Below are 24,997 nucleotides of genomic sequence, written 5' to 3'. Positions count from 1 at the left end.
TCACTCCTCCACCGCCAGTAGCAGCGCCGCAGCGGTGATCTCGGCGGCTTCGGCCAGCATCTCGGGGGAGAGGGCCTTCATCTCGGTCGGCAGCGCGGACGGGGCGGTCGAGTCCGGCCGGACGGTCGGCTCGTCCGGCAGCACCTCCTCCTCGTCGATGTGCCGCTCGTCCGGCTCAGTCGGGTCGGAGATGTCGATCCCCGCCCGCCGGAACACGGCGAGCAGCGACGCGACCGCCTGGCGCAGGTCCTTCGCGGTCGCGGAGGACAGCACCCGGCCCGCCTTCGTCTCCACGTCCACTCCGAGATGCTTGACGGCGGCCGCTGTCTCCTCGAGCACGGCCACGAGCGCGCCCTCGTCCGGCACGCCGGACATGGTCACCTCGGCCGGGACGGGCTCGCCGATCGTCACCTGGCCGGCGGGAGTGACCTCGTACGGCACCTGGACTGTGTGCTCAATCTCGGCGTCGTCATGGACGCACACGAACGCGACGTCAGCGAATGTGGCCACGACGTTCACCCAGCCGGTGAACCCGGCGCTGCGTGCCCACCGGGTGACGGCCTGGCGAAGTTGGTCGCGCACCTCCTCCAGGCTCACGGGCACGGGGAATCCCATGGCGCGGGCCACGCCGAGTTGGGCGTCCTTCGTCTCCCCGACCTCCCCACCCTCGCCGACGTCGGTGGCGTCGAGCAGGTCGTCCCAGCCGTCCCCGCCGCCGTCGCCGCCGTCGCCGCCCGGCTCTGTGTCGGCGGCCTCGGCCGGCTCGCCGAGTGGCAGCGCTGACAGGAGTTCACCGCCACGCACCACCGACACCTCGCCGAACGCCACCTCCAGCGCGGGCACCGGCTCCGGCACCACGACCTCACCCTCCGGCAGGTAGGTGAGGGTGACATGCGGGCTGTAGCCGTGATCCGACGCCGCGGCGATCCCCGCCTTGGCCAGCCGGTCCACGACCTGCTGCCGCAGCACCTCCAGGCCGGGCACGTCCACTGGCACGTACACGGGGACGCCGTCCTCGCCCGGCGGGAACGCGCCGATCCCGCCCACCCGGCCGGGCAGCGGCGCCACTCCGGCGGCGACTCCGCTGACGATGTCGGCCACCGTGGCGAGCATCTCCTCGTCCAAATCCTTGCCCAGGTAGGCGAGCGTGACGTGCAGTTCCTCGGCGGGCATGCCGTCCGGCACGGCAAGCTGCCCGGCCACCTCGGCGGGCAGCATGAGCGCCACCATCACGCCCGACCCGGCGTCGGCACGGTCGGCTTTCACCTCCCGTCCGACAGCGAAGGCCAGGTCCTCCAGAGTGGCCGCGGCGTCCATGCCGTCACGCCACCCCATCGGCACCATGCCGAGCCGATCGGTCTCGCGCGCCTGCCGGATCAGCTCCCGCTTGACCTCCAGCGGCGCCCCGTCGCGCAGGCAGTCGGCGATTCGGCCGGGCAGGTCATCGCCGTCCCCGAGCGCCGACTTCACGCTCAGGGTGTACGTCTGGCTGTTGGCACCGAACGGGACAGGCGAGTACTCGAACAGGTCCAGACGCTTGATCCTGCGGATGCCCTTGGCGTCGCGGGTCCCGCCGCCCCTCGGCACCCGGTAGCCGATGGACCATTCCTGCTCGCGGTCGTAAAAGCGCACGTTGGAGAAGGCCTCACGGCCGTCCTTGGTTTCCAGGTTGAACCGCATCTTGACGTAGAGGGCGCCCGCCTCGGCCGGCCACGCGATCTTCGCCTCGGCCGCCATGGCGCGCAGCCGCGGGTCACCGGGCAGCAGTTCCTCGACGTGCTCGGTACGGGCCACCCACACCTTGTCGTCGTGGTTGAAGAACCCCTTCGGGGTGCGCGCGGCCAGCGTCTCCGCGTACGCGCCGGGCAGGATCAAGTCGCCGACGTTGTCCACGACTCCCGTGACACTGACGATGGCTTCTACGACACCCTCGTCCTGCGCGTTGACGACGCCGGCGGCAAGCCCCCCGGCCGCCTTCCGTTCGAGCTCCAGCGTTGGCACGGCAGCCACCCCCCTGATCGACTGCCGTGAGGGTGGCTGCGCAGGGCCGCTAGTGTCCGGTCACGATCAGGTCAGCCACTTCACGCCCCGCCAATTGCTGCCTGCCAGGACGCGCATACCGAGCCACGGGTCTTTCTTGCGGTCGCGGCCGTGCCTCCACCCGATGAGCGCAAGCTCGCGCGGGCTCGGATAGCCGGGGTCGTCGAACGAGAGCCGGAACCGCTCCAGCATGGCGCGGGCTTCCTCCAACTCGGCGCGGATGCGGGCCAGGACGTCGGCACCGAGCCGGTTCGCCTCCGGTATCGAGTTGTCCAAGTTGGCAGCCAGCAGCGACTCCAGCCGAGCGATCTCGCCCATGAGTCGGGGGATCGGCTTCTTGCGGTGCTCGCTGTCATCGGCGGGCATCATGAAGGGGCCGACCTCGTAGACGTCCGACCACAGGTACCCGTCCATGGCCCACACGTAGCCGCCCGCTTCCAGGCCAGGGGAGATCTCGATGCGTTCCAGCCCGGATTCGCGGTACCAACCTTCGAGGTGGCGGTTCCAGGCGTTGGCGAAGCCCTGGCCTTGGTACTCCTCTTCCAGGCTGAGATAGTCGTGCTTGACCCACAGGCTGGCGTCGCGGTCCCGGTGGAAGATCCGGGAGACATACCCGGCTTCTTGCCCGCCCTTGAAGATCTTCGCTTCCAAGCTGGTCACGCCGTGATCTGTCGAGTACTCAACGTCGAAGAACTCGAAGCGGATGCCAAACCCCGCAAACTCGCGTCGTTCCAGTTCCTCGCGGAACGCTTCTTCGATCTCCTGGTGCCTGTAGTCGGCGTCGTCCTCGTCGGCGGGAATCAGGTCGGCGAGGGATGAGCGCGTCCGGGGCGGCGTGCCAGGGGGCGGAGCTTCCCGTAACCGCATCGCGTTCACGTTCTGCTGCCACGCCGGGTCATTGAAGACCTCGCGGTAGCGCGTGATCGTGAACGGGTCGTCGCGGTTGTAGCGGATCCACCCGTCCAGATCGCCGGTTTCGTCGTATCGCACCCAGGCGTCGCCGGGGTAGCCGGGCCGTGAGAAGTACGCGGCCGCCCTGTCAGGGGTGGCGGAGGGGTCGGGTTCGGGGATGCGCCTCGGCGGCGTGTAGGGGGCGGCTTCGATGACTTTCAGCCGGTGGGGGGCGGCGTTCGTGGTGCCGCCGTCGTCCCATTGGACGGTGACGCCCCGCCTCGGGTGAGCTCCGCGTACGGTGCCGGTACGGCCGAAGCCGACTAGCTGGACACGGTCCCCGATCGTGATCCATCGCCCGTGCCATCCTCGCGGCTGCCAGTCGCCGCCCGCTTCCCGACCCACGCCGGGGATGATCTTCGGCGGGTCGGGTTAGCGTCAGGCTTCGTCGAGCCCGTAGTTGGGGTCGCGGCCGTCGATCGCGTTCATGGCGCGGACGAAGACGGGGTCTTCGAGCATGGCGTCGTCGTCGGCGCCGGGATGGGCGGCGAACCAGTCGTCACGGAGTCGGCTATATGCCTGCTCGCGGGCGACGACGTTGGGGTGGGGCCGCTGGGGGCGCCGGGTGCTGTCTTCCACGACGGTCATGGTAAGTGCGGGCATGGCTACGGTCTCCTTTCCGGGTGTGTGGCGGGCATAGACGCGCACCAACCTGTCAACCCTCAAAGATTACCGCGCATTCTTTAATGGCGTCTACGCTGGCGTTGTGCCCAGAGCGTCTACGACACGTCGGCACTCCTCCAGCAGTTCGGCCGGAACCTCCACGCGGCGCTCCTGCGCGAGCAGGTCACGAGCCGTGTCCTCCTCGCTCATGCCCGCGATCTTGGCGCAGGTGGCCAGGTCGGTCACCAGGTGGCCGCCAAGCCACACATCCCACGTGCGCTTCTGTCGCGCCACCATCGGTGCCCCCTCCACGGCAAAGGCCTTCTGCTGCATCCCCGGCCAGACGTCGGGAAGAAGATCCATCATTCCCATGTTACGGGCGAACTCGATGGCGACGACCTTCTCGTAGGGCGTGGACGCCGTGGCGATGAGGTGCATGAGGTAGAAGCGGTACTTGCCGGTCCGCGCAGCGACCCTCCACCGGTCGGTGCCGCCCAAGACGACCGCTTCCCACTCGTTGAGGCAGCCGATCCCCGAACGGGGCAGAGCGAACACGCGTTCCGCCGGGATCGTGCCGTCGATGACGACCCCGTGCTCATGGCGCCAGTCAGGATCGCCCTCTTCCCCCACGAAGTCCTGAGCGGTGAACGGCGACAGCGTGAATGAGGACAGCGGCCGCAAGGGCACGTCTTCCTCATACGCGTCCGGCCCGCGCTCGGGCCTGGCCCAAGCGGGCACACCTCCGTCCCGGACGTCCCACACCATGCCGCGGAGCACGTGCACGTGGGTGACACCGGCGTCGCGAAGCCACTGCTGTGTGGCCTCGTACTGGGCGCGGACGAACGCCTCGACGAAGGGACGCTGCCTTTCCAGGATGTCCTTCGCCATCTCCAGCCTGTAGTCGTTCACGTCATCCAGCGTGGTCCGTTCGAGACCGAACATGTCCCGGGCCACGAGCTGGACGGCCAGGGATCTGGGCGAGGCGGAGTTCTGCGCCCACGCGGCCACCAAGCTGCCCACGGCGTTCCGGCGGTGGAAGCTGCGGTAGCGTTCCGCGTCGATGACCTCGAAGCCACTCATGTCCATCGACTGCCGGGCCTGCTCGAACTCCTCGGGCAGCACCTCCTGATACTCCCAGTCGGCCAGGTCGTTCGGGAGGTCGGGGGAGTCAGGCTGCGCGTGCTTTTCCACGTATGGGGTGGGCGAGCGCACCATGATGGCCTCGCCCGACTCGATCCGGGCGAGCGCCGACCGGACGGTCTCGTCGAGGACGTGCTCGTCGCCCACGTGCGCGGTGCGGCGGGTCAGGTCCTCGGCGATCTGCTGTTTGGCCAGGGCCCGGTTTCGCATGAACAGGTCATGATCCTTGGCCCCCAGCTCAGTGACCTTAAGGCGCCCTGCCGGGTCGAGGTCGCCCCAGAGTCGCTCATCCAGGACGGCCAGGTCTGCCGCGTTCGCAGCCCGGCCTGGCTGGACTCCCGCCAGCGGTTTACGATCTTCGCCGCGCCGCTGGGCGGGGACGCTCACCACCGCGGCGATCTGCCTACTGTGGATGGTCGTCACGTGCCCGTTGGTGTGGCGAACCCGGTACCAGTCGCCGCTGTTGCCGACGACGGTGGCTCTGCCTCCGCCCTGGAGCCGGACGACGCTTCCGACCTTGATCCATCGTCCGTGCCAGCCGCGCGGCTGGTCAGGGTCGAACCCCTTCACATCCAGGGCGGCGGCCCAGTACTGCACGCCGAACCGGCTCCACTGGTACACGGCCACGGGGGGCGGCTCCTATCGGATGGGTCAGGCGTACGTGAAGCCGCCGGTGGCGGTGGCTGCTGCCGAGTCGTTCGTGACCACAACGTCGGCGGCGCCCGCCGTCTTGGCCGGGGTGCGGCAGGTGATGATGCCCTCGTCCTCCGCCTTGATGCTGGTCGCGGCGGTGCCGCCGAACGTGACCGTGGTGCCCGGCGTGGCGTTCGTGCACTTGATAGTGACGAGCGTGTTGCCCGCGATCGGGCCCGTAGCCGGGCTGATCGACTTGATCGTCGGAACCGGGAAGCGCGCGTTCAACTCGGACGTGCGGATGATCTGGTCCTTGCGGAACACGAGTCGGCGGCGGCGGGGCGGAAAGTCGGTCCCGTCCGGCCGTACGCCCTCGTACAGGTGCTCAGCGACCTTCACCAGCGGGTCGGTCACCGGCACGGCGGTGGCCAGCGCCTGTGCCTGAGTCTTGTTGATCTGTGTGCCGTTGGCCCGGTACATCGTCACGGCGTCCCCCTGATGACGCTTGCGGTCTGAAGCGGCGGGCCGTCGAGATAGATGTCCGCGGGTGGCGGTTCAGGCGCGCAGGATTTCAGCAGGACCGACCCCACAATCAGTCCCAGCGTGATCCCTATGGCGAGCCCGAACCGCCACCCCAACCCCCGCACGCCCGGCACGATGCCGGGCGCCCGGGGCTAGTGTCTGGCTCCGATCACTCCGCCTCGGCCGGCCGGACGTGGATGACGTGCGTCAGTTCCTGGAGCGCCGTCACGACCATCTCCGGGTCTGCCACGTCGAGCACGTTGCCGGAGTGCGGCAACGGCTTCCCGTTGTGGAACTCCAGCAGCCGGCGCGCCGCGGCCGCGCCCGAGACGACGCCGATCGTGTCGGCCCCACCCTGCTCGGCATCGGCCACGGTGACGGCGTAGTAGACGCCGGCGATGTACCCCTCCACGATGCGATCCACTTAGGCCTCTTCCTGGCCGCCGGCGGCCGCTTCGTCGTCGGGGAGTGCATCAACGTAGGTGGCGACCCACACGGTGGCCAGCGTCCGCTCATCGGCGTCGCGCGGGTCGTACGGGCACACACCGGGCGGAGCGCCGAGCCCCGCCGCGCGCCGGGCGGAGCGGCGCGCGGCGACCAGCTCCTCGGTGGTGGGCGTCCGCCCCTGGCCGGTCGTCATCAGCCGAAGTCCCTTCCGTTGCCCGCGGTCTGCCGTCGTTCTTGTGCCTGCCTGCGGTCGCGGGAGTCTCCGAGCCACTGGGCGCGCCACTCGTCGTAGGTCATCCTGCCGCCGTTCGGCTGGTTCGCCCACCACCGCTTGAGTTCCTCCGACGCGTACGCGTACGCGTGGTCGGCGTTGCCGCCCCACAGATCCTTCGGGTCCTTGCCGGCCTTCCTGCCGAGAGGCGACAGCAGGTAGCCGTTGGTGGCCTTCTCCGCTTCCAGCGTCTGCTCGTACACCCACTGCCGGTACATGCGGCGCACGACCTGCTCGCGCCGCTCCCCAGCGCCGCGCTCGGCGTCGATGATCGCTATCCGCTCCTGCCGGTCCATCTCTTCTTCCGACAGGCCGTACACCTCGGCGTACGCTTCGCGCGGATCCCAGTTCTGGGCGATGAGTTCGTCCACCCGGGTTTCCTCCGGCGTGCGGTCATCCTGCGCGCCCTGCTGCCGGTCGCGGTCGTCGAGTTCGGCGATGACCCGCCGCACCAGCGCCCCGGACCACGGGTCGGAGTGGTAGAGCGGCTGGTGCCTTTCGATCAGCTCGGCAAGCTGCTCCTCGCTCATCCCCGCCAGGTCGATGCCGGCGTACGGGTCGGAGCCGATGTCGCGGCGGCGGTCGCGCTCCTCCAGTTCGGCGCTGATCTGGTCGAGCAGCGACGTCACCGCGGGGTCGAGTCCGTACCGGCCCAGGTTCCGGCCGTACAGCGTGGCGAGGTCGTCGGTGTTCATGGACAGCAGGTCGGACGCGGCGAGGTCGCCGAGCTCGTCGCCGCGGCGGCCGCGTTCGGCCTCGCGCGCTTCGGTCTCGGCGATTACCCGGTCCTGCAACGCGGTCCGGTCGGGGTCGTCGCCGTAGCCGTCCCAGCCGGCCAGCAGCATCGACTCCAGTTCGGCGTCCGACACGTCGGTCAGGTCGATCTCGCCGCCGCCGGTGCGCCGCTGCTCGCGCTCGTCGAGCAGCCCGCGCAGGCGGGCGACGGCCTGCGGGTCGTCGATCCGCGCCAGCAGCGCCCGCAGTTGCTCATCAGACAGCGCCAGCAGGTTGATGCCCTCCAGCGGGTCGCGCCGCTCCACCCCCTGCTCGCGGCGGGTGCCGCTCTGCGGGCCGGTCGCATCCGTCGCCAGGAGGGCAAGCACGCCCAGACCCCAGTGCCGCAGGTCGTCGTCGGCGTAGTCGCCGTGCCCCGCCAGCGACTCCAGCACGTTGGCGAAAACTTCCTGGGTACCGTCGCCGTTGACGCGGCCAGTGCGCGCGTCGGGGAAGTCACCCGGGTAGATCTCGAACGGGCGGCCGCGGTCCTCACCGAAGATCGGCTCGGGCCTGACGCGGTCGCCGACGTCGCCGTGGCTGGTGCGGTCCCACAGCATCGCCTGCCCTGCCGCGCGCAGGCCGGGCACGGTCGCCTCCAGGTGGTGGCCCAGCTCGTGCGCCGCCACCGTGGCCTTGGCCACCCCGCCGGGCTGCGCGGACGGCACCGGGACACGGCCGGGCTGCCCCTCCCGGACCGCCGGCGCGATCTCCTTGTTCTCGTCGGTGGGCAGGCTGATCCGGGTGGAGCCGTCCGCGCGGACGTGCACGTGCTGGCCAGGCCCGGTCACCACCTCGACGGGCCCAGACTCGCGCGCCGCGGCGAGCCAGTCGGCCGGCAGGACCTCTTCCACGTAGCGGAGCGCCCCAGCGTTCGACCCCGCCCGCGCGGTCAGGACACGCCTGTTCCTGTCGATGTAGTCGAGCCCTTCGCCGCCGACCTGCCGCACCTCGGCGAGGGTGGCGGCGAGCGCTTCGCGGCGGGCCTCGGCGAGCATGCGCCGGAGCTCCTGCTCGCGCACCGCGGCTGCTTCCCAGCGCGCGGCTGCGTCGTCCCGCTGCGCCAGCAGACCCTCGTCCGGGGTGCCGCCGTCGCCGCGTACGCGGGCGATCTCCGCGTCGAGGTCGTCGGCCGCCTTCCACGCCTGCCCGCGCTCCCGCGTGACGGCGTCGAGCTCCGCGCCGAGCGCCACCTCCCGCCCGGCAAGGTGCTGCCGGAATCGGACGTCCAGGTCGGCGCCCGCCGCGCGCAGCACGGCAAGCTGCCGCATTGTCTCCGGGCCGGGGCCATCGTCGTCCGCGATGTCGGGCGCCCACAGCATCGCCTGCCGGACGGCGGGTACCCGCCCGGCTTCGAGGTCCTCCAGCGTGGTCGGCTCGAACACCGCCCGCATGACGGGCTGCTTGCCGAGATCGGCCAGGTTGTCCGGGAGCTGAGCCCGGTACGTGGCCAGGCGGCCGGGCAGGTCGGCGTCTTGCGGCATGTCGGGCATGCGCGGCGCCGACTGGTCGGGGGCGCCGTTGATGCGGTCGCGCAGCCTAGCGAGGGACACGCCGGCGGGCAGCACGCCGGGCGCGGGCGGGTGGTCCCGGTACGCGGCCGCGACGCGGGACAGGGCGCGCGGCCACGTCTCGCTGCCGATCAGGTCCGCGCCCTCCAGCGCGGCCCGGATCCGGCTGGTGGCGCGGGCCTGCACCGCCCGGGTGACGGCGCTTGTGGCCGGGGCCATGGCGGCGGTCTGGGTGTCGTCGCGGGCGCCGAGCCGGAAAGCGAGCGTCGCAGCGGCGGCGTCGGTCGTGACATCGATGCGGTCGAGCCGCTCGAACGCCGCGGTGAGCGCCTCGTCCCGCCCTGCGCCGGCAGGGAGCTCGCGCAGCGCCTCGGCGACGTCCGTTGCCGCCCACCGGGAGCGCACCGTCTCCAGGTTGGCGAGGAACGCGGTGAACTCCCGCTCGCGGCTGATCTGCTCCCGCTCGCGCCGTACGGCGGCGATGCGGGCGGCCGCGTTGTCGTCTGCCGGGATGAGCCGCATCACGCTGGGGTCGATGTAGTCGTCCGGAGCGGCCGGGTCGTCGAACACCGACACGGACCGCTGCTCGCCGCTGTCGGCCATGATCTGGACGGTGACGCCCTCGGGCACGTCGTCGGCCGCCGGGTGGCGGGTGATTCCGGTGATGGTGCCGGTCGCCATCATCACCTGGGCGCGATCACCCACCTTCAGGTCGCGCCAGCCCACGTACTCGGCCGTCTCCGGCTGCATGAGCGAGTCGTACGGCTGGTTGCCGGTGGCGGGCCCGCGCTCCAGCCGCTCCACCGAGGGCCATCCCCGATCGGTGACGGTGATCGTGCGATGCTCGTCGTCGCCATCCAGGATCGTCATCTCGTACAGGCGGGTCTCGGCGTACTCGCCGCCCTTTCGCTGCACGGCCAGGACCTCGCCCACGACGGGGTCGTTGAAGTCGTTGCCGTCCCAGCGGATGATGTCGCCGACGCCGATCCGGTCCGCGGTGACGTGCTCGCGCGTGAACTGCGGCGGCGCGGGCTGATCATCCGGGAGGTCCTGCATCAGCCACAGGTCCACGCCGTCCGGCAGGACCCGCTGCTCCACAGTCCCGTCCTCGTGCCGGACATGCACTGTGTGCAGGCCGAACCCCCGAACGGGGCGCGTCGCTGTGACGGTGCCGAATCGGACCGTGCCGTCCTCGCCCGGCAGGGCGATCACGTCGCCCATAGCCAGATTGCGGGCGTAGGCCCGTTCCGTACCTGGCCGGCCGGGGTCGTGCGGCGGCGGCGGGAACCCCTCCAGGCGAGCGTTGGCGGCGTCGATCCAACCCGCCGTACGGCCCAGCGCCCGGCGGCGCGGCGCAGGCGTGTTCTCGTCAGCGGCCAGCGTGCGCACGTGGGCGGCCAGGGCCTGGATCTGCTCGGCGGACAGTTCCCGCCGGGCGCGCAGCCTCGCCATGGCCTGGGCCACCTCCGGGGAGGCGCCCGAGTCGGTGGCGTCCAGGTTGAGGTCCAGGAGGCGGCGCCGCTGGTCGGTGCGGAGCCGCACCCTGCCGGTCGGGGTGCCGTCCGGCAGGTCCACGGCAGTGACGCGCTCCGGCTCCGCCAGCGGCGCGTCTGGGGCCTCGGAGGTCGGGGTGCCGGTGATGCGGTTGAGCAGGAGCCGCTCGTCCAGTTCCACCTCCGACAGGCGGCCGTCCTGGTCGCGCACGTCGAACCGGGCCCGCCCGCCGTCCACCCCCGGCGGGGAGGCGACCTGCATGGGGATGTCGTCGATCAGCACCCACTCGCCCACGGCCAGGCCGGACGCCTCGATCTCGTCCACCGAGTCCGTGTCCTGCGCGGGCGCGAGCTGGACGGGCCGTTCGGCGGCGATCAGGTGCCGTTCGCGCCGGTCGTCGTCGCCGCGCACGAGCGCCGACACGAGCCCGTCGTCGAGCTGCTCCACCCGCTCCACGGCCACGTCACCGGTCGGGCCCGTGATTCGGTCCCCGTCACGCAGGCCCGCGCCGGGCACCTGCTCCGGCGCCGGGGCGGGCTCGCTGTCGTCGAGCCGCAGCACGCGGCGCGGGATCGAGAACCGCGTCCCGGACGGCACCGACGCGGGGGTGCCGTCCGCCCGGGTGATGGTGATGTCGTCGAGCACCATGGACGGCATGCCGGGCTGGCGGCGCGAGATCCTGCCCGCCACGGTCACCTGCTCGAACCGGCCGATGCCGAGCCCTTCCCGGTCCAAGCCGGCGGGCAGGCTCGGCCCTGCGGCGCCGAACTGGATCCGGTCGCCAACCTGGGCGTTCGCCTGCGGGATCTCCTCGCCGCTTTCGGCCTCGGCCGGGGTGCCACGCGTGACGAGCGCGTCAGGGCGGCGGCTGATCCGGGTGCCGTCGTCGAAGGTGATCGTGAGGCGGCCGCTCTCGGCCTCCTGGATGTCGGTGACGCGGCGGCTGTCCCGCTCGGCCTCGCCGAGCCTGGCCGGCCCCGCCGGATTCGCGTAGGCGGACTGGCCGTCACGCAGCGCGCCCGCGTCAGGGCCGGCCATCCGCCACTGGGCCTCCGCGAGCGTGTCGCCCACGCGGATCTCGTCGGCGTACGCCTGCCCCTCCGGCGCGGGCTCTCGGGGAACGTCCTCCGCTGGCCGCGCCTCGCTGACGACCCTGCGGATCATGCTGAGTCGCGGATCGCCTGGGGCGAACTGCTCGGCCTCGTCGAGCAGCCGGGAAGCCTCCTCAATGTCGTCGGCGTCGTACGCCACGCGTGCTTGTCTGGCCAGCGCGGTCACCTGCTGGCGGCTGACGCCGCGTTGCGCAGCATCCGGATCGCTCTCGGCGGGCTCCTCGACGCGAGGCTCGGGGCCATCGCCGTCCTCAACGCGGTAGACGACTTCGTCGTTGTGCAGGAACACGTTGGTCTTGCCGGACACGCGTCCGGCGCGCCCGTCGTGGTTCCTCCAGGTGAGGCTCTCGGGTTCCCACTCGACCTCTACCGCGTCGATGGCGGTCTGGCGGACGCCAGCGATGCGTCCGCGCAGCACGAACCAATCACCGATCTTGGGAGCGCCCGCGCCTTTGAGCTGCATGTCGTAGCCGCCGCGAGTGTCGAAGACGACCTCGTCCCCGGGCTTAAGCTGCGAAGCCACGACGGCACGGCCGCCCTCAGCGCGGGCGCGATCGGCGATCTCCTGGTGCCGCTCCAGCGAAACCTGACGCCGCACCGGATCGGTCGTGTGGATCGGCGCTACGCGTCGGCCGTTCGGATCGCCGTTCGGATCCCGCGCCGCAAAGCTGGAGCCGGGAACGCCCCAGAGCTGTATGCCGCCGCGAACCTCACGCATGTAGTCGAATTCGAGGGGGTGGACAGGCCCATTCCATGGGTTATCCGGGAACACAACGACGTCCCCGGACCGCAACTGCCGGGGGTCAACAACCTCGGTCTCCAGATCGGGCAGCCCGTCCGGGTTCGGCTTCTCCGGCTCCTTGTCCAGACCAGCCGCCCCCACCGCCTCACGAGCGATACGGTCCCGCTCAGCCTCGCCGCGCTGCCGTCCCTGCCCTTCCGGGAGCTTGTATGCGGCCACAGCACCCGCCGTCACCAGTGCGTACGTGGCAGCGTTGATCTCCTCGGCATCGCCGCTCGCAAGGGCGGAGTCGAGCCGATCGACTGCCGCAGTGACCATCTCCTCGTCCTCGGCGGTGAAGACGCCACGCTGCGGCCGGTACGGCGAGGCGACTTCCACATCGCCACGCTGGTCCTGACCAGGCTCCGCAGTCAGGTCCGGTGCCGAGCCGGGCTGCGTAGCCGCCGCGTCGGCCTGGCCCTCCGGCGAGGGCTGCTCAGGCTGGTATGCGTCTAGCTGCTGCTGCGCCTGTTGAGTGCGTTCCCGGGCGGCTTCGCCATCCGGCCCCTGAGCGCTGCCCACGGCCTTGGCGTAGTGCGTCAGGTAGGCGGCGGCGCCTTCCCGTTCGCGGGCGGTGGAGCCGCCGAGCGCGTCGGCGTCGCCGTCCATCAGCCGCCGGGCGCGTTCGCGGCCGGCCAGGAACTCCGCGTCCGCGTCCCGGTCGCTGAAGGCGCGGCCCAGCGAGACCACCATCGTGGCGAGCGACGGCCCCGCTGCCCCCTCCCGATGCAGCGGCGAAGCATCCACAAGCGCGTGCGCGGCCATGAGCCCCTGATCGGCGAACTCCTGGCCCTCGTCGGTGATGTGCTGGTCGAACCTGGTGGCGTCGGTGCGGACCCGCCCCGGTGCCTTCCTGTAGCCAGCCAGGGCAGCATCGGCGTCAGCGTCCGCCAGGCCGATCCGTTCGGCCCCGTGCCTGATGTTGCCCTCGGTGATCTCGCCTGTGCCGTCCCACGGCTGCCGCGCCTCACGCTGCTCTCGCTCGGCGCGCAGGGCGGCGAGGTTCTCCTCCGCCATCGCCCGCTCACGTGCGATGACGGGCGCCAGCCTGGCGTCATGGTGAGCACGAGCATCCTCGGGGAGATACCGCAGGACGAGGGAGCTCTCCCGAACACGAGCACGGACCATCTTGCCGTCCGCGCGGCGAACCTCGATCTCGGTCATCGCGGTCGGCTGTGGGGCGCTCGGGTTGGTGATGCCTCCGTCTCGGATGGCCTCGACGGTCCCCCCGTAGATGTCCCAGCGGGGGATGTCTACGACGTCGCCACGCTCAAGCGGCCCGTCTCCGTCTGCGCTTCTGTCGAGCCTGGCTAGCCCGCGCTCGGGCGGATCGTTCTGGTATGCCAGGTACCGGTCAAGCCCTTCCTGGGCTTCCTCAGGGGTAGCAAAGTTGACGCCCGAACGAACCTTGTCAACCTCCCACGCGTGGCCCCAGCGCACGCCGCGCACCACGCGGCCCTGCGGTTCCGGTGCGGCCAGTTCCTCGGCCGGCGGATGATCCTCGCCTCTGTCGCTCTCAGGTTGGTCGCTGCTGGGCTCCTCGGCCGCCGCGCCGGACGCTGGCTCCTCGCCCTCCAGCTCCATGAAGATGTCGCGGTTGCCGTCCTTGTCGGTCCCCATGTCCGCGAACAGGCCCTCTTGAGGGCGGGTCTGCGGGGTGACGGGGGCGCCGTCCGCGCGGTGGTTCGGCGGCTCGTCGGCAGGCTGCCAGTCTCCGAGCTCCTCCTCCGACAGGGTGCGCCGATCACCGCGGATCGTGGTGACCTCGACCTCGGCGCCGGTGAGGGTGTCCTGGATCTGCTCGACGCGCACCGGGTCGTTGAACGCGGGCGTGCTGATCCACTGCCGGGCGGCCAGCTCGGGCCGCTTCTCGGTTTCGGGCACCTCGACGGCCGGGGCGGCTTCCGGCTGGACGGAGGCTTCCGCCTCGTCGATCGCGTTGACCTTGTCACGGATCTCACGCGCGACCTGGTCGGCCTGCTCCTGGTCGTTCAACCGCTCGGCCTCGACCAAGCGGGCGAAGTCCTCGTCCGGCACGACGCGCGCCATCGCGTCGTCGGTCGTATACATCGTCCAGTGCCGGTTCGTGTTGTCCACGAAGGACACGGCCCAACCGCTGCCGGGCTTGGTGTCGGCGTCCTCGGGCAGGCCCGCCGGCGACACGCCGGAGATCCGGCCAAGGTTGCTGGTGCTGTCGCCGAACTGGTCCCAGCCGTGCACGTACGCGAGCTGGCCGGGCCGGAGCTCGGAGACGGGGACGCGGGTGTCCTGCCCGGACGGCGTGAACTCCTCGACGCCCTTGGATGGCTTGCCGGCGCGCTGCGGCCGCGGCCGGTCCGCCGGGTTGCCGGAGGGCTTCTTCCCGCCGGGGGCGGCGGTGACGGTCAGGTAGTTGCGGTGGACGGAGATCTTGCGCCCGTCCGTGGTGTGCACTTCCAGGCGGCCGCCGCCCAGGTTGCGGGCAACGGTGCCGGTGCCTCCGCCCCAGATGGAGACGGACGCGCCGGTCTCGATCCATCTTCCCTTCCTGTCACGGGGCTGCTCGGGGTCGAAGGCGTTCCGAAGCCGGCGGGCTTTCTCTTCCAACCCGGCGGTGTAGGTGACTCCGCCGATGGTCCACGTCCGCTGGTTGGTCACCCGTGCCCCCTGCTCTGCCCCGTGCTGGTGTGCAGGGCAGGGAACACGGCGGGACGGGCTAGTGTCCCGGTCCGTCGATCACGTCAGCGCGGTCACGCCGCCGCGAACAGGTCGAGCTGGTCGTCCCGAGTGGAGAGGATGGCTGCGACCTGCTTGATGGGCCTGGGGGCGCGCTGCTGGGCGGCGCGGGCCGGGGTGGCGAACAGGTCGAGCTGGTCCGGCTGGCCGATCTCGCGCTTGGCCTCGGCGGCGACCGCCTCGACGCGGTTCCGCCAGTCGAGGGCGAACGTCTGGCAGTTCGCCTCCGAACGGTGGCGGGTGGAGCCGCACTGCGTGGGGGTGCGGCGCCCGGCGTACGACCACGCCATGCTGTCGGCCGTCACCAGGTATCGGCCGTAGCGGCGGATCCCGGCAAGCTTGACGCCGAACCCGTGCAGCGGGATGTCGAGCTGGGCGAGGGTGCGGAAGATGTCGCCGATCTCTGCGCTGGCCTGGCGGCGGCAGACGGAGCCGACGCCGACGAGCTCGTAGTCCTCGGCCAGGCGGACGCCGTGCTCCTCGTACAAGGCGACGCAGGCCAGGTAGTCGTCCACGGTCCAGCCCTGGATGACGGGCACCACTGGGCAGTCGGCGTCGCTGTACTCAGGCCACAGTTCGGTCAGGCGTAAGAAGTTCGCGACGGTGCGGCGCTGGTGCTCGGCCACGGTGAGCCCAGTCTTGGCGAGCATCCACGGCTCGACCATCCAATCCTGTGGGGCGGCCCAATCGAGCTCGATGACGCCGTCGTAGCGGGCCAGCGCGGCGACGTACTCCTCGGGGGAGGTGACGAACTGGTGAAACAAGGACAACTCGGTGAACGCGCCGGAGTCGATGGCGACGTGCCGGCGGCGCGGCCGCCGGGTGGGGACCGGCCAGTCGTAGAAGGTGGGCAGCGTCTTGTACTTGCGGAGCACACGGTGGGAGAGGAACAGCGATACGCCGGGCGGGGCGGTGGCAATCCAGCCGGGGCGGTGGGTGCCTAGGTAGAAGTGCAGGTTGCGCACCTCATCGCAGATCACGGCGTCCTCTTTCGGGCGTGCATGGGTAGGGGCGGCACCAACGAGGGGCGCCGCGCCGGGGGTGGTAGATCGTCGGAGAGGGTTCAGCGGTCGGTTGGGGCCTGGCCGTCGCGGTGGTGCTCACACGGGCAGGTGGGGTGTTGGCAGCCGCCGCAGCGGCCCTCAGCGCACGACACGCTCAGGCGGCCGATGCGGTCGTACCAGGTGCGTTCGTGGCGGGGCGGGTCGGACGGCGCGGGGGTGGTGGGGGGCTTCGTTGCCATGGTGGTGTCCTTCCGGTGGGGCGGTGGCCGCCGCCCGCCGCTCGGGCGTCGGCCAACGTGTGAAGGGATCAGGCAGCGTGCTGGACCTCGAACCGCGTCACCTCAACCGCGAGCTGCTCGTCCGGCATGAGCCGGTCTTTGAACCGCTCCACCCACTGCTCGGCCTGCTCGTCCGTTGCGGCGTCCGGGGCGTACGGGTGGTCTTCGAGGAAGTCGAGGTAGCGGTGGGGGACGTACGGCGTATCGCCGTCAGTGATGACCTCATGCAGCGTCTCGGCAGCCCACTTGTAGGCAAGGCCGGGCGCGGCGGAGCAGTGCTGGAAGCGCTGCCCGTCGCTCCAGACGACGGTGGCGAACCACACCACGGCGGGGGGTGTCTCGGTCATGCGGGTTCCTTCCGGTGGAGTGGCTCCCGCCCGCCGCTCGGGCGGGAGCCGGTGGGTCAGACGAGGGCGAGTTGGGAGGGGCCCTTCAGCGCCGCCTCCCACGCCTCGGCGAAGCTGTCGTTGACCTTGTCGATGGCCAGCGCCGGGGCGGTGACGAACGCCTGCTCGGGGCACGGGTAGTAGATGTTGCGCTCGTGGATCCACACCCGCTGGTGGCGGCCGATCTCGTAGCGGGCGCCGGGCGGCAGGTGGTGGGTGGCCATGTAGTCGAGCAGCCGCACCATGTCGGCGCGGTCTCCAGTGGCGATCCGGGTCATGGAGCGGGCGGCGTTGGCGGCCTTCATCATGTCGTCGGCCTTGGCGCGGAACGCCCTGCTGACGTCGTAGATGGCCCACGGCATGCAGTTGAGGTGCTCCTGGAACTCGGCCAGCAGGTCGGGCCCGCCCTCGAAGTCGAGCAACGCGTCGTAGAGCTGTCGTCCACCGATCAGCCCCTGGCGGGGGTTGGCGGCGACGGCGAGGTACTCCATCGTGAGCGCCTTGAACGCCTCGTACGGGTTGGCCACGTACCGGGGGAGGGCGCGGGCGAGCCCGGCCGCGCTGGCTAGGGCGAAGGGGCAGAAACTGCACGCCGATTTAGGCCAAATGATCTTGAAGTGCTCCCACAGGAACCGCTCGCACGCCAGGCGGTCCCATCCCCAGTCCATCAACGGATAGGTGGGGTTCCGGCCGGGCAGTCCGAGCGGCATGTCGCGCATCATGCGGGTGAGCTCGTCGGTCTCGAACCCGACGACGTGGACGAATTCCTCGCCGCCGGTGAGCTGGGCGATCAGCACGTCCAGCGGCCAGCCCTTTGCCTTCAGGCTGCATTTGCGGATGCCGCCGGTCTGGGGGACTGTCGCGACCTCGACCATCTCGTCCGACAGCCGGTAGGCGCCCTGGATGTAGCAGATGGTGGGCTCGGTGGTGTCGTCGAGGATGACGATGCCGTCCCGCTGGCTGTTGCTGGCGCGCGCGACCTGGATGGTGCGGATGCCGTGCTTGCGCAGCAGCGGGAAGACGAACTTCTCGACCAGGTGGCCGGTCTCCAGGTGCTCATCACCCGTCTGGGCGATGACGACGATCAAGTTCTTCAGGTCGAAGGTCCGGCAGACAAGCTCGGTGAGCCAGCGCACCAGGATGGCGGTGCTGTCTACCCCGAGCCCGTACGAGAGGATCACCTTCACGGCAGAACCTGGACCTCTTCGACCGTGATCAGCGGGTACAGGTCAGAGTCCGTGTAGGTGTTCACCCACTCCTTGGCCTGCTCGGAAGTGGCGGTGTCGGGGTCGTACGGGTAGTCGGACAGGAAGTCGTCGTACGCCTCCGCCACGTCCTCGTCGAGCCACGGCCGAGCGTTACGGGCGAGGAAGCGGGCGGTGCGCCGGTACGCGTTCGGCTCATCCGGAGCCACCATGACCACGGGCTCGGCTGAGCTGAGCGAGCCCCAATCGAGGTGGATGACGTGCACGAAGACGTCCGTAGTGCTGGTCATGCTGGGGTGTTCCTTCCGGTGGGTTCCGTGGCCGCCCGCCGCTCGGGCGGCACACGGAACCTGAAGAGGTGAGCTAACGTCTCGCCCCGATGCGGGCAAGACCGAAGAGGTGGGCGCCGCTAGTTCCGGGGACGGGGGGTGAGGCTGGTCCGGTGCGGCGCCTGTGCGCTTGGCGCTGACTAGTCCCGCGCCCAACTCTCCAGCGGGCCAACCCAGCCATCGGCCACGAGGTCAGGTCGCCGGGCCCGCCAGCCGTCGATCGCTTGCTGGTAGGCGGGGCCGTCATAGAAGCGTGAGAGCCCGTGATGGCGGGCGTAATCCTGCCAGGAGGCGCGCACGCGCTCGTACGCCTCCGCCGAGTAGTCGCGCCCGCTTGCCGGGTCAATGTCCTTCTCGGCGACGCCCATCGCCAGGCACAGCGCGGTGCGCGCGTCGTTCATCGACGTGCGCCGGTCGGCCTCCCTTACCGGGTCGTGGTCGCGGTACGTGTAGCGGCTCATCACCCGTCTGGCCTGCATGCGGATTGCCCGCTTCTCATCGACTACGCGGCGCAGTGTGATGTTGCTGCTCATGGTGTTCCTTCCGGTGGGTTCCGTGGCCGCCCGCCGCTCGGGCGGCACACGGAACCTGAAGAGGTGAGCTACGTCTCGCCCCGATGCCGGGGCGAGACCGAAGGGGGGAGGGAGTCAGTCCTGGTTCTCGTCGAGGCACTGGACCATGTCGAACGCCTCGTCCTCGGTGAACCGGAACGCGTCACCGGGGTAACCCGGGCTGCCGGGGAGGGAGTCGGGCAGGGTCCACTCCTGCGAGTGGTCGGCGTGCCGCCCGCCGGGCCGGGTGATGATCCACGTGTCGCTGCCGATGAGCCGCATGACGATGGCCTCGGGCTTGTAGTGGTGGCCGTCTTTCCGAGGGTCGCAGGGCCCGTCACAGGCATGCGTGAGAAGTCGGTTCGCGAACGTGTACTCCGTGGCGCTGTCGGCGTACTGGTGCCGATAGTTCCGGTTGACCAGGATCGCGGCGGGGATCTCGAACTCCCTCAGCAGGATGTCGGCGTACTCCTTCGCCTTGTCGGAGGTCTCGAAGTACGGCTCCCGGTCACTCCGGTAGCCGTGGTTGGGGAGGGGGTTGTCGAGCCGGTAGGCCGCTCCGCCCACGATGGGGATGATGCGGAACTGCCACGGGATGGGAGACGACCAGAAGTAGCCGGTCCAGCCGTCTCTGTCGTTCCCGCTCCAGGTGAGATGTTTCTCGTTCATCGCACGCCCTCCGGCCCGTCGATGAACTCGTGGCCCTTGGCGCCGATCGCGGCCAGGCCGGTCGCGATCTGGAGCGCGATGGCGGTCTCGGCGTCGAAGTCGAGGTAGAGAACGACGTCCACCAGGTTGCCGCCGACCATGACCTTGCTCTGCACCCTGAACTTGACACTGTCGCGGACATGGATGACCTGAGCCGTGCTGCCGTCCTCGGCCGTGAAGGTGCCGAAGTCCTGACGCGAAACTTCGGACGTGATGGGGATGACGTCGGCGATCTTGCCGTTGTGCATGGGGTTCCTTCCGGGCTCCACCAGCAGCGCCGCTCGCTGCCGGTCGAACACCCACAACATTAGCAGTCTTCTCTAATAGTGTCTACATCGGCAATTCGCTGGTGACCGCAGCCGCCCAATCCGACAGATCCACCTCGCGCACCGCCTGCACGATCTCCTCCATCGGCGCGCCCACCTGGTCCAACTCCTCCACCACGCCACGAACGGCCTCCACCACCCGGCCGAACTCCTCACCGACCGCCACAGCAGCCGTCATCGCGGTGTCGTGCGCATCCATGCCGCCCCCACCCGTGACCGCAGCCGCCGCGAGCACCGGGAGAACCACCTGCTCGGCCTCGGCCTGCCACGCCTCCACGGGCACGATCCGCGCCACGTCCAGCGCGTTCGCGCCGACGCGGGTGTCCACCTTGAACTCCGCCTGGAAGTGGCGGGTGCCCTTGCGGTTCTTCGGTGACTCCAGCCTGGCCACCGTCCGGCCGACGAGCCTCCCGCCGAGCTGGCACAGCGCCTCCACCAGCTCGGCGGCGGGGCCGGCCGCCGGGGAGCCCTTCGTCTGCCGACGCCCACGCGGCCGCTCCGCCTCCTCCTGGGCGTCGTCGTCCTCGTCCTCGGGCTCGTCCTCGGCGGCCGCGTTCTCGCCGGCATCGGGGTCGGCGTCGTCCGCCTCGGCGCTCTCCTTGTCGTCGCTGGTCTCGCTGAACGCGTTCCGCAGGCGCGACAGCGCGTTCTCCTCGGCGCCGTCGTCGTCTCCCGCTGCGGGGGCGCCGCCTCCGGCAGGCGGCTGCTCGCCGAGCTCGCCCTCCGGCGCTCCGCCCTCAGCCGCGGCCGCCGGATCCTCCGGCGGGGCGATGCCGAGCGCGACCGCGTCCTCCTGGCGGGTCGGAATAGGCGTCTTGCCCTGCGCCACGTACAGCGCCCGCGTGTGGGGCAGGTCAACGGGGTCGTATCCGGCGATGGCCCGGTACTCGTCCAGCGAGATGAGCCCGGCCGCGGCCTCCTCGCGCGCCTCCGCCCGCCGCTGCGTCTTCGCCCGCTGGAGCACCTCGACGGAGTCGGTGTTGAACTCGTAGACCGCGCCGTCTTCGTGGTCGGTATCCCATCCGGTGGCCAGAAGCGACAGGTGGGGCAGCATCGTGTGCGTCCAGAACTGGTGTTCTTCCTGGGCCGCGTTGTCGAACGTCCGGCCGGAGGCGTTCCCGAGGATGCTCTCCGGCACGCCGAACGCGGCGAGGATCTCCTCCTTGGAGATGCGCGCCAGGTCGGCGTAGGCCATGTCGCGCGGTTTGGCGGCCAAGTCGATGAACGACAGGTCGCCCTGAAGCACAGTCAGCTTGCCGGCCTCATGCGCCCCCTTGCCGAAGATGTCTTGGATGCGCTCCATCTCGTCGTCATCGACTTCACCGTCAATGCCGATCACGCCGCCCGGCCGCCCGTCGTTCCTCAAGAACGTCGCGTTGTAGAGGCGGGCGAGGAAGTCCAAGTCCACCGACAGCCCGGCGGCCTCCATCGGCGTGATGCCGCGGAATGGGTCCAGCGGGTGCGGATCCCGGAACCAGATGACTTTCTCGGGGTCGATGGCGCGGCGCCGACCGTCCGGGGTGATCGTCTCGAAGTGGGAGAGCAGGTTGCCGCCGAACCCGGGGACCGGGCGGGTTCGGCCGGGCGGCAGCAGGTCCGCGCCGATCGGGTGGCCGCGCCGGCTGGTGGTCATCTCGACGAACGTCCCGGCCGGGGACAGCAGCACCTGGCCGGACAGTCGCTTGCGTAGCTGCGGGCCCTTCTCCAACTGGTTGGCGACGCCTGCGTTGAGGAGTCGGGCGAGAGGGTCGTCCGTGATGACCTCGCGCTCGCCGTCGTCCTTGATGAGCACCCGCTCGATCGGCAGGCGGCTGGCGTGCCCGGCGATGGCGTTGACGCTCTTGAACACCCAGACGACGCGCTCCATCCCCTCCAGCACGGCGCGTTCGACGGGCCAGGAGCGGCGCGGGTCGCGCAGCCGGGCGAGCATGCCCGACCAGGAGGTGTGGCCGGCGTCGAGCTCGAACGACTTCGTCTCCACGGGAGCCGACTTCGTCGCGAGCCTCAGGGCGCCCCTCAGGGCGGGCAGGAAGGCCACTGCGTCGCCTACTTCCCGCTGCCGAGCAGCACGCCGCCGGTGATGGCCGCGGCGGACAGACTGGCCCAGAACAGCAGTGGGTGGACGTTCCAGGCGACGGCCAGTGTCCCGCCGATGCCGGCGACGATGAGAACCAAGGCGATCAGGTCGCGGCGCAGGCGCGCCTCACGCGCGCGCGGGTCAGATGCGTTCAACCTGCTTCTCCTGCCTGCCCGGGACGACGATGGTCGCCGGGCAGGCTAGGAGGAGGCTGTGGTTTGTGTACGGCTCCAGCTAGACGGCCTGTTTAGCCGTACATGTCTCCGAGGCTGGAGCGCTGTCGCATGGCGACCTCGGCAGCGGTGGACCCAGGCGTGGGGCGCTTCCGCTTGGCCCGGACGGCAGGCCCGTTGCCGCCCAGGAGGTGTTCGGTGTGCGGTCCGGGGCACGGCACGGTGATGGCGTCGGCCCACCGCAGCTTGCAGTGGTCACAGTAGACGTCTTGGGCGACGGTCCACGTCTTTTCGGGGATCATGAGGCTGCGGCGGCTCGTCTCTATGCGGCGAGCCTGCTCCGAGGAGACTGGCACAGTGACCCCGGCGACGAACTCGTGCGTGCCGTCGCTGGTGCCGTCACTGATTGTCTCGTCCTGGGTTGTCTCGGAGACTTCGGTGGTCATGCGATCTATCAACCCCCTTGCTTTGTGGGGATGCTCTAACAGCCTGTCGGCGGGTATAGGTTCCGACAGGTCGATCCCCCGTTACTGATGTGATACTGGTGGCACATGTGGCAGTAGCCAGCGGAGAGACCTTAGCTATCGGTGGCAGGTCGCGTAAATGGTCAGATGATCTTTCAGATGGCCTTATTTTCCGGCGTTCCGGACAGAATGTTTGTAACGATCCGTAAACCCTGTGAACCGATCCAAGTCATCAAGCGTCCCGATCGTCCACATTTGGCAGTCACGCTCTGTCAACCAGAGAGGAGACGGCCGCGCTTCTTCACCTTCTTGGGGGCAGGCTCGTACGGGGCCAGCAGCACAGCCTCCGCCTGGTCGGGACTGTTGACCCCACGCGCGAGCATGTCCTTCTTCGACTCCACGTACGTGAACCCCGCCGAGTTGTCGAACTTCTTCGGCGCGCCAAGCTGCCCCCTCGTACGGCTGCTGACGCGCAGCCGTAGCCGCGTCACCCCTTCGGCGTTCGGCCGGAGCAGCGTCCGACCGGCGATCCACAATTCGTCCCGCTTGCGGTACGGCCGCAGCACTTCGGAGTCCGCCGGCCGGTCGGTGGACTCGGCCACGTTGACGGGCACGATCTCCGCCTGGTGCTTCTTCTCCTTGCCCCACCGCTGAAGCAATCCGACGACGCCCCACCCGACACCGATCGTGTCGATCTTCACGCGCACCTTGGCCTTGGTGCCGAGACGACGGCGCAGCAGCTCGGCGCGCCTGATCTCCTCCAGGACGCGGTTCGCCACGGTGACGGCGTCGCTGTTCTCCGCCCCCGAGCTCGTGTGTTCGACCGTCGCCAGGTCCTCCACCAGACGGGCGATGACGAACTCGTCGCCGCCGTCGCTCGCCACGTCCACGCCGAGCCGCACCCAGCCGCCGAGCCGCACCATCCACTCGTCGGTCTCATCCGGCAGGCCAAGGTCGCACAGGCGGGTCCAGCCAGGCCCTTCCGGCTCCTCCTGCTCCGCGGCCGCGTCCACCCAATCCGAGGGGATGATCTGGTCCTTCGCCCCCTTGGGGAACTTCGCGTGCACCTTGGCGATGACGTACGGCGACTTCTCGCCGTGGTCGCGGATCGCCTCCTCGATCCACTCCGCGTTGACCAGGTGAGAGGACACCATGTGGCCCGGGTCGCCGGCGAGGCAGGCACACACCTTGTCCGCGGTGCGCTCCCCCGTCACGGCCGGCGAGTCAGTGGCGGCAAGCTTGATGGTGGTTGTCTGCGGATATCGCTCGCTGTAGCCGTCGTTGCAGAGCTTCTCGAACCAGCTCCGTTCAGTGTCGGTGGGGGGGTTGCCGATGGCGATCATGCGCGCGTTCGAGCCGGTCAGCAGGTTGCGAGTGGAGCGGCCGATCACGGGACCGATGCCGCCCGCCTCGTCCACGATCAACAGGAGGTTGCTCTCGTGGATGCCCTGCATGCCGGACTCGTCATGCTCGGTCGCCGTGAAGCCGTACGAGACCACGACGTCCACGCCCTTGGCATCGACCATCTTCCACTGCACCTGGTCACACGAGCCGGGCAGCGCGCCGTGCGCGACCGCGTGCCGGATATGCGGCCACATCTGCCGGTGCACCTGCCGCATTCGGGTCGCCGTAGTGATCGACAAGGCGGTTCCCACCGGGTAGACGCACGCCCAGTAGGCGACCGCCCTGGCGCAAATATGTGTCTTACCCAGGCCGAAGCCCGCCGGCACGGCGACGTTCTTGTGCGTGGTGATCGCGGTCAGGATCGCCCGCTGCTTCGACCACAGCGCCTCACCGAGGACCTGCTCGACAAAGCCGACCGGATCCCCGAGCCACACGCCGTACGGGGTGCCGAGCTCCTTCCCGGCCACAGCCAGGACCTGGACCAGGTCCGGCTGGGAGAGCATGCCAAGTGTGCGGCGCCGCACCGATGGCGGCAGCGCCATCAGATCCCACAGCATCCCAGAAGCGATCCGGGAGTCACCGCGGGGAAGGTCGTGGGGAAGGGGGACGGCCAGCGCCGTCATCCGTCGCACCCGTAGCGCAGGTGGAGCCGCAGCGCGGCGGCCACCTCCTGCTCGTCACGCGCGCTCAGCAGGATGACGCGCCCGCACAGCGGACACGGCTCCCCGCGTTCGCACACCGCCGCGTTGTCCACGGCGCAACTCTGCCGCGGTGTGACGGTTAGCGTCTTCGTTCAAGAGCCGCGACCGCGCCGACACTCGCGCACACGCTCAATGTGACGCGAATCACATATTGCTGCATGACCTGGGAAAATCCCTGATTCCAACCTGCGAGATTCCGCGCACATCCGCATACGTGCGCACCGTTCCACAGCGCCCCCGGCTTCGAGTGCGCAAATACCCCCGGCAACATGGACGCACGTCTAAGCTCTTTCCTGTCCGCTTCGCACGCGGTCCTGGCAGCAGTCCATCGGGGGGTCGGCTGCCCAAATGGCGCCGATCCCGGTACGCCAACACAAGGAAGGGTCATCGTGCGAAA

At 70.1% G+C, this 24,997-nt stretch carries 21 protein-coding genes; all 21 read right to left on the bottom strand.

The genetic code is table 11. The features are described from left to right. A complete protein-coding gene (locus ACQP2T_RS60955; RefSeq protein WP_433513726.1) occupies positions 1-2,001 on the bottom strand; it encodes a 2'-5' RNA ligase family protein in 2,001 nt (666 codons plus the stop codon). Between the two features lie 66 nt (positions 2,002-2,067). Continuing rightward, positions 2,068-3,336, bottom strand: a complete 1,269-nt coding sequence (locus tag ACQP2T_RS60950) for a hypothetical protein (RefSeq protein ID WP_433513725.1) — start codon at positions 3,334-3,336, stop codon at positions 2,068-2,070. 33 nt (positions 3,337-3,369) lie between these two features. Further along, positions 3,370-3,594 carry a hypothetical protein gene (locus tag ACQP2T_RS60945; RefSeq protein ID WP_433513724.1) on the bottom strand — a complete coding sequence of 75 codons (225 nt, stop codon included), beginning with the start codon at positions 3,592-3,594 and terminating at the stop codon, positions 3,370-3,372. A 90-nt stretch (positions 3,595-3,684) separates the two neighbouring features. Continuing rightward, complete coding sequence (locus ACQP2T_RS60940; protein WP_433513723.1) at positions 3,685-5,361, bottom strand: hypothetical protein; 1,677 nt, start codon at positions 5,359-5,361, stop codon at positions 3,685-3,687. A 24-nt stretch (positions 5,362-5,385) separates the two neighbouring features. Beyond that, on the bottom strand, positions 5,386-5,847 hold the full coding sequence (locus ACQP2T_RS60935; RefSeq protein ID WP_433519992.1) for an IPT/TIG domain-containing protein: 462 nt from the start codon (positions 5,845-5,847) through the stop codon (positions 5,386-5,388). A gap of 211 nt (positions 5,848-6,058) precedes the next feature. Next, positions 6,059-6,313: a hypothetical protein gene (locus ACQP2T_RS60930; RefSeq protein ID WP_433513722.1), complete on the bottom strand. Its 255-nt coding sequence runs from the start codon at positions 6,311-6,313 to the stop codon at positions 6,059-6,061. Further along, entirely contained in the window at positions 6,314-6,529 is a 216-nt protein-coding gene (locus ACQP2T_RS60925) for a hypothetical protein (protein WP_433513721.1), read from the bottom strand. Continuing rightward, a complete protein-coding gene (locus ACQP2T_RS60920) occupies positions 6,529-14,916 on the bottom strand; it encodes a hypothetical protein (RefSeq protein ID WP_433513720.1) in 8,388 nt (2,795 codons plus the stop codon). Before ACQP2T_RS60920 ends, ACQP2T_RS60925 begins: the two co-directional genes overlap by 1 nt. A gap of 92 nt (positions 14,917-15,008) precedes the next feature. Next, positions 15,009-15,974, bottom strand: coding sequence for a DUF7221 family queuine tRNA-ribosyltransferase-like protein (locus ACQP2T_RS60915; protein WP_433513719.1), 966 nt, complete (start codon positions 15,972-15,974; stop codon positions 15,009-15,011). Positions 15,975-16,057: 83 nt separating this feature from the next. Further along, positions 16,058-16,237 (bottom strand): hypothetical protein, encoded by a 180-nt coding sequence (locus ACQP2T_RS60910; RefSeq protein WP_433513718.1) that lies wholly within the window; start codon positions 16,235-16,237, stop codon positions 16,058-16,060. A gap of 68 nt (positions 16,238-16,305) precedes the next feature. Then, positions 16,306-16,623, bottom strand: coding sequence for a hypothetical protein (locus tag ACQP2T_RS60905; RefSeq protein WP_433513717.1), 318 nt, complete (start codon positions 16,621-16,623; stop codon positions 16,306-16,308). 56 nt (positions 16,624-16,679) lie between these two features. Beyond that, positions 16,680-17,849 carry a hypothetical protein gene (locus ACQP2T_RS60900; RefSeq protein WP_433513716.1) on the bottom strand — a complete coding sequence of 390 codons (1,170 nt, stop codon included), beginning with the start codon at positions 17,847-17,849 and terminating at the stop codon, positions 16,680-16,682. Then, positions 17,846-18,157 carry a hypothetical protein gene (locus ACQP2T_RS60895; RefSeq protein ID WP_433513715.1) on the bottom strand — a complete coding sequence of 104 codons (312 nt, stop codon included), beginning with the start codon at positions 18,155-18,157 and terminating at the stop codon, positions 17,846-17,848. The genes ACQP2T_RS60900 and ACQP2T_RS60895 overlap by 4 nt, the downstream gene beginning before the upstream one ends. 179 nt (positions 18,158-18,336) lie before the next feature. Continuing rightward, positions 18,337-18,729 carry a hypothetical protein gene (locus ACQP2T_RS60890; protein WP_433513714.1) on the bottom strand — a complete coding sequence of 131 codons (393 nt, stop codon included), beginning with the start codon at positions 18,727-18,729 and terminating at the stop codon, positions 18,337-18,339. Positions 18,730-18,843: 114 nt separating this feature from the next. After that, complete coding sequence (locus ACQP2T_RS60885) at positions 18,844-19,416, bottom strand: hypothetical protein (protein ID WP_433513713.1); 573 nt, start codon at positions 19,414-19,416, stop codon at positions 18,844-18,846. Beyond that, the gene (locus tag ACQP2T_RS60880) at positions 19,413-19,763 is read right to left on the bottom strand and encodes a hypothetical protein (protein ID WP_433513712.1); all 351 of its coding nucleotides are present in this window, start codon (positions 19,761-19,763) and stop codon (positions 19,413-19,415) included. Before ACQP2T_RS60880 ends, ACQP2T_RS60885 begins: the two co-directional genes overlap by 4 nt. Positions 19,764-19,785: 22 nt before the next feature. Then, on the bottom strand, positions 19,786-21,819 hold the full coding sequence (locus tag ACQP2T_RS60875) for a phage portal protein (protein ID WP_433513711.1): 2,034 nt from the start codon (positions 21,817-21,819) through the stop codon (positions 19,786-19,788). An 8-nt stretch (positions 21,820-21,827) separates the two neighbouring features. Further along, complete coding sequence (locus tag ACQP2T_RS60870; protein ID WP_433513710.1) at positions 21,828-22,013, bottom strand: hypothetical protein; 186 nt, start codon at positions 22,011-22,013, stop codon at positions 21,828-21,830. 92 nt (positions 22,014-22,105) lie between these two features. After that, complete coding sequence (locus ACQP2T_RS60865) at positions 22,106-22,477, bottom strand: hypothetical protein (RefSeq protein WP_433513709.1); 372 nt, start codon at positions 22,475-22,477, stop codon at positions 22,106-22,108. 290 nt (positions 22,478-22,767) lie between these two features. Beyond that, on the bottom strand, positions 22,768-24,522 hold the full coding sequence (locus ACQP2T_RS60860; protein WP_433513708.1) for a hypothetical protein: 1,755 nt from the start codon (positions 24,520-24,522) through the stop codon (positions 22,768-22,770). Then, positions 24,519-24,653: a hypothetical protein gene (locus ACQP2T_RS60855; protein WP_433513707.1), complete on the bottom strand. Its 135-nt coding sequence runs from the start codon at positions 24,651-24,653 to the stop codon at positions 24,519-24,521. The genes ACQP2T_RS60860 and ACQP2T_RS60855 overlap by 4 nt, the downstream gene beginning before the upstream one ends. Positions 24,654-24,997 lie beyond the last annotated feature (344 nt).

This window comes from Nonomuraea sp. CA-143628, assembly GCF_050942315.1.
Lineage (GTDB): Bacteria > Actinomycetota > Actinomycetes > Streptosporangiales > Streptosporangiaceae > Nonomuraea.
The sequence above is the reverse complement of the archived record's forward strand: the minus strand, read 5'-3'. Positions and strand labels throughout refer to the sequence as shown.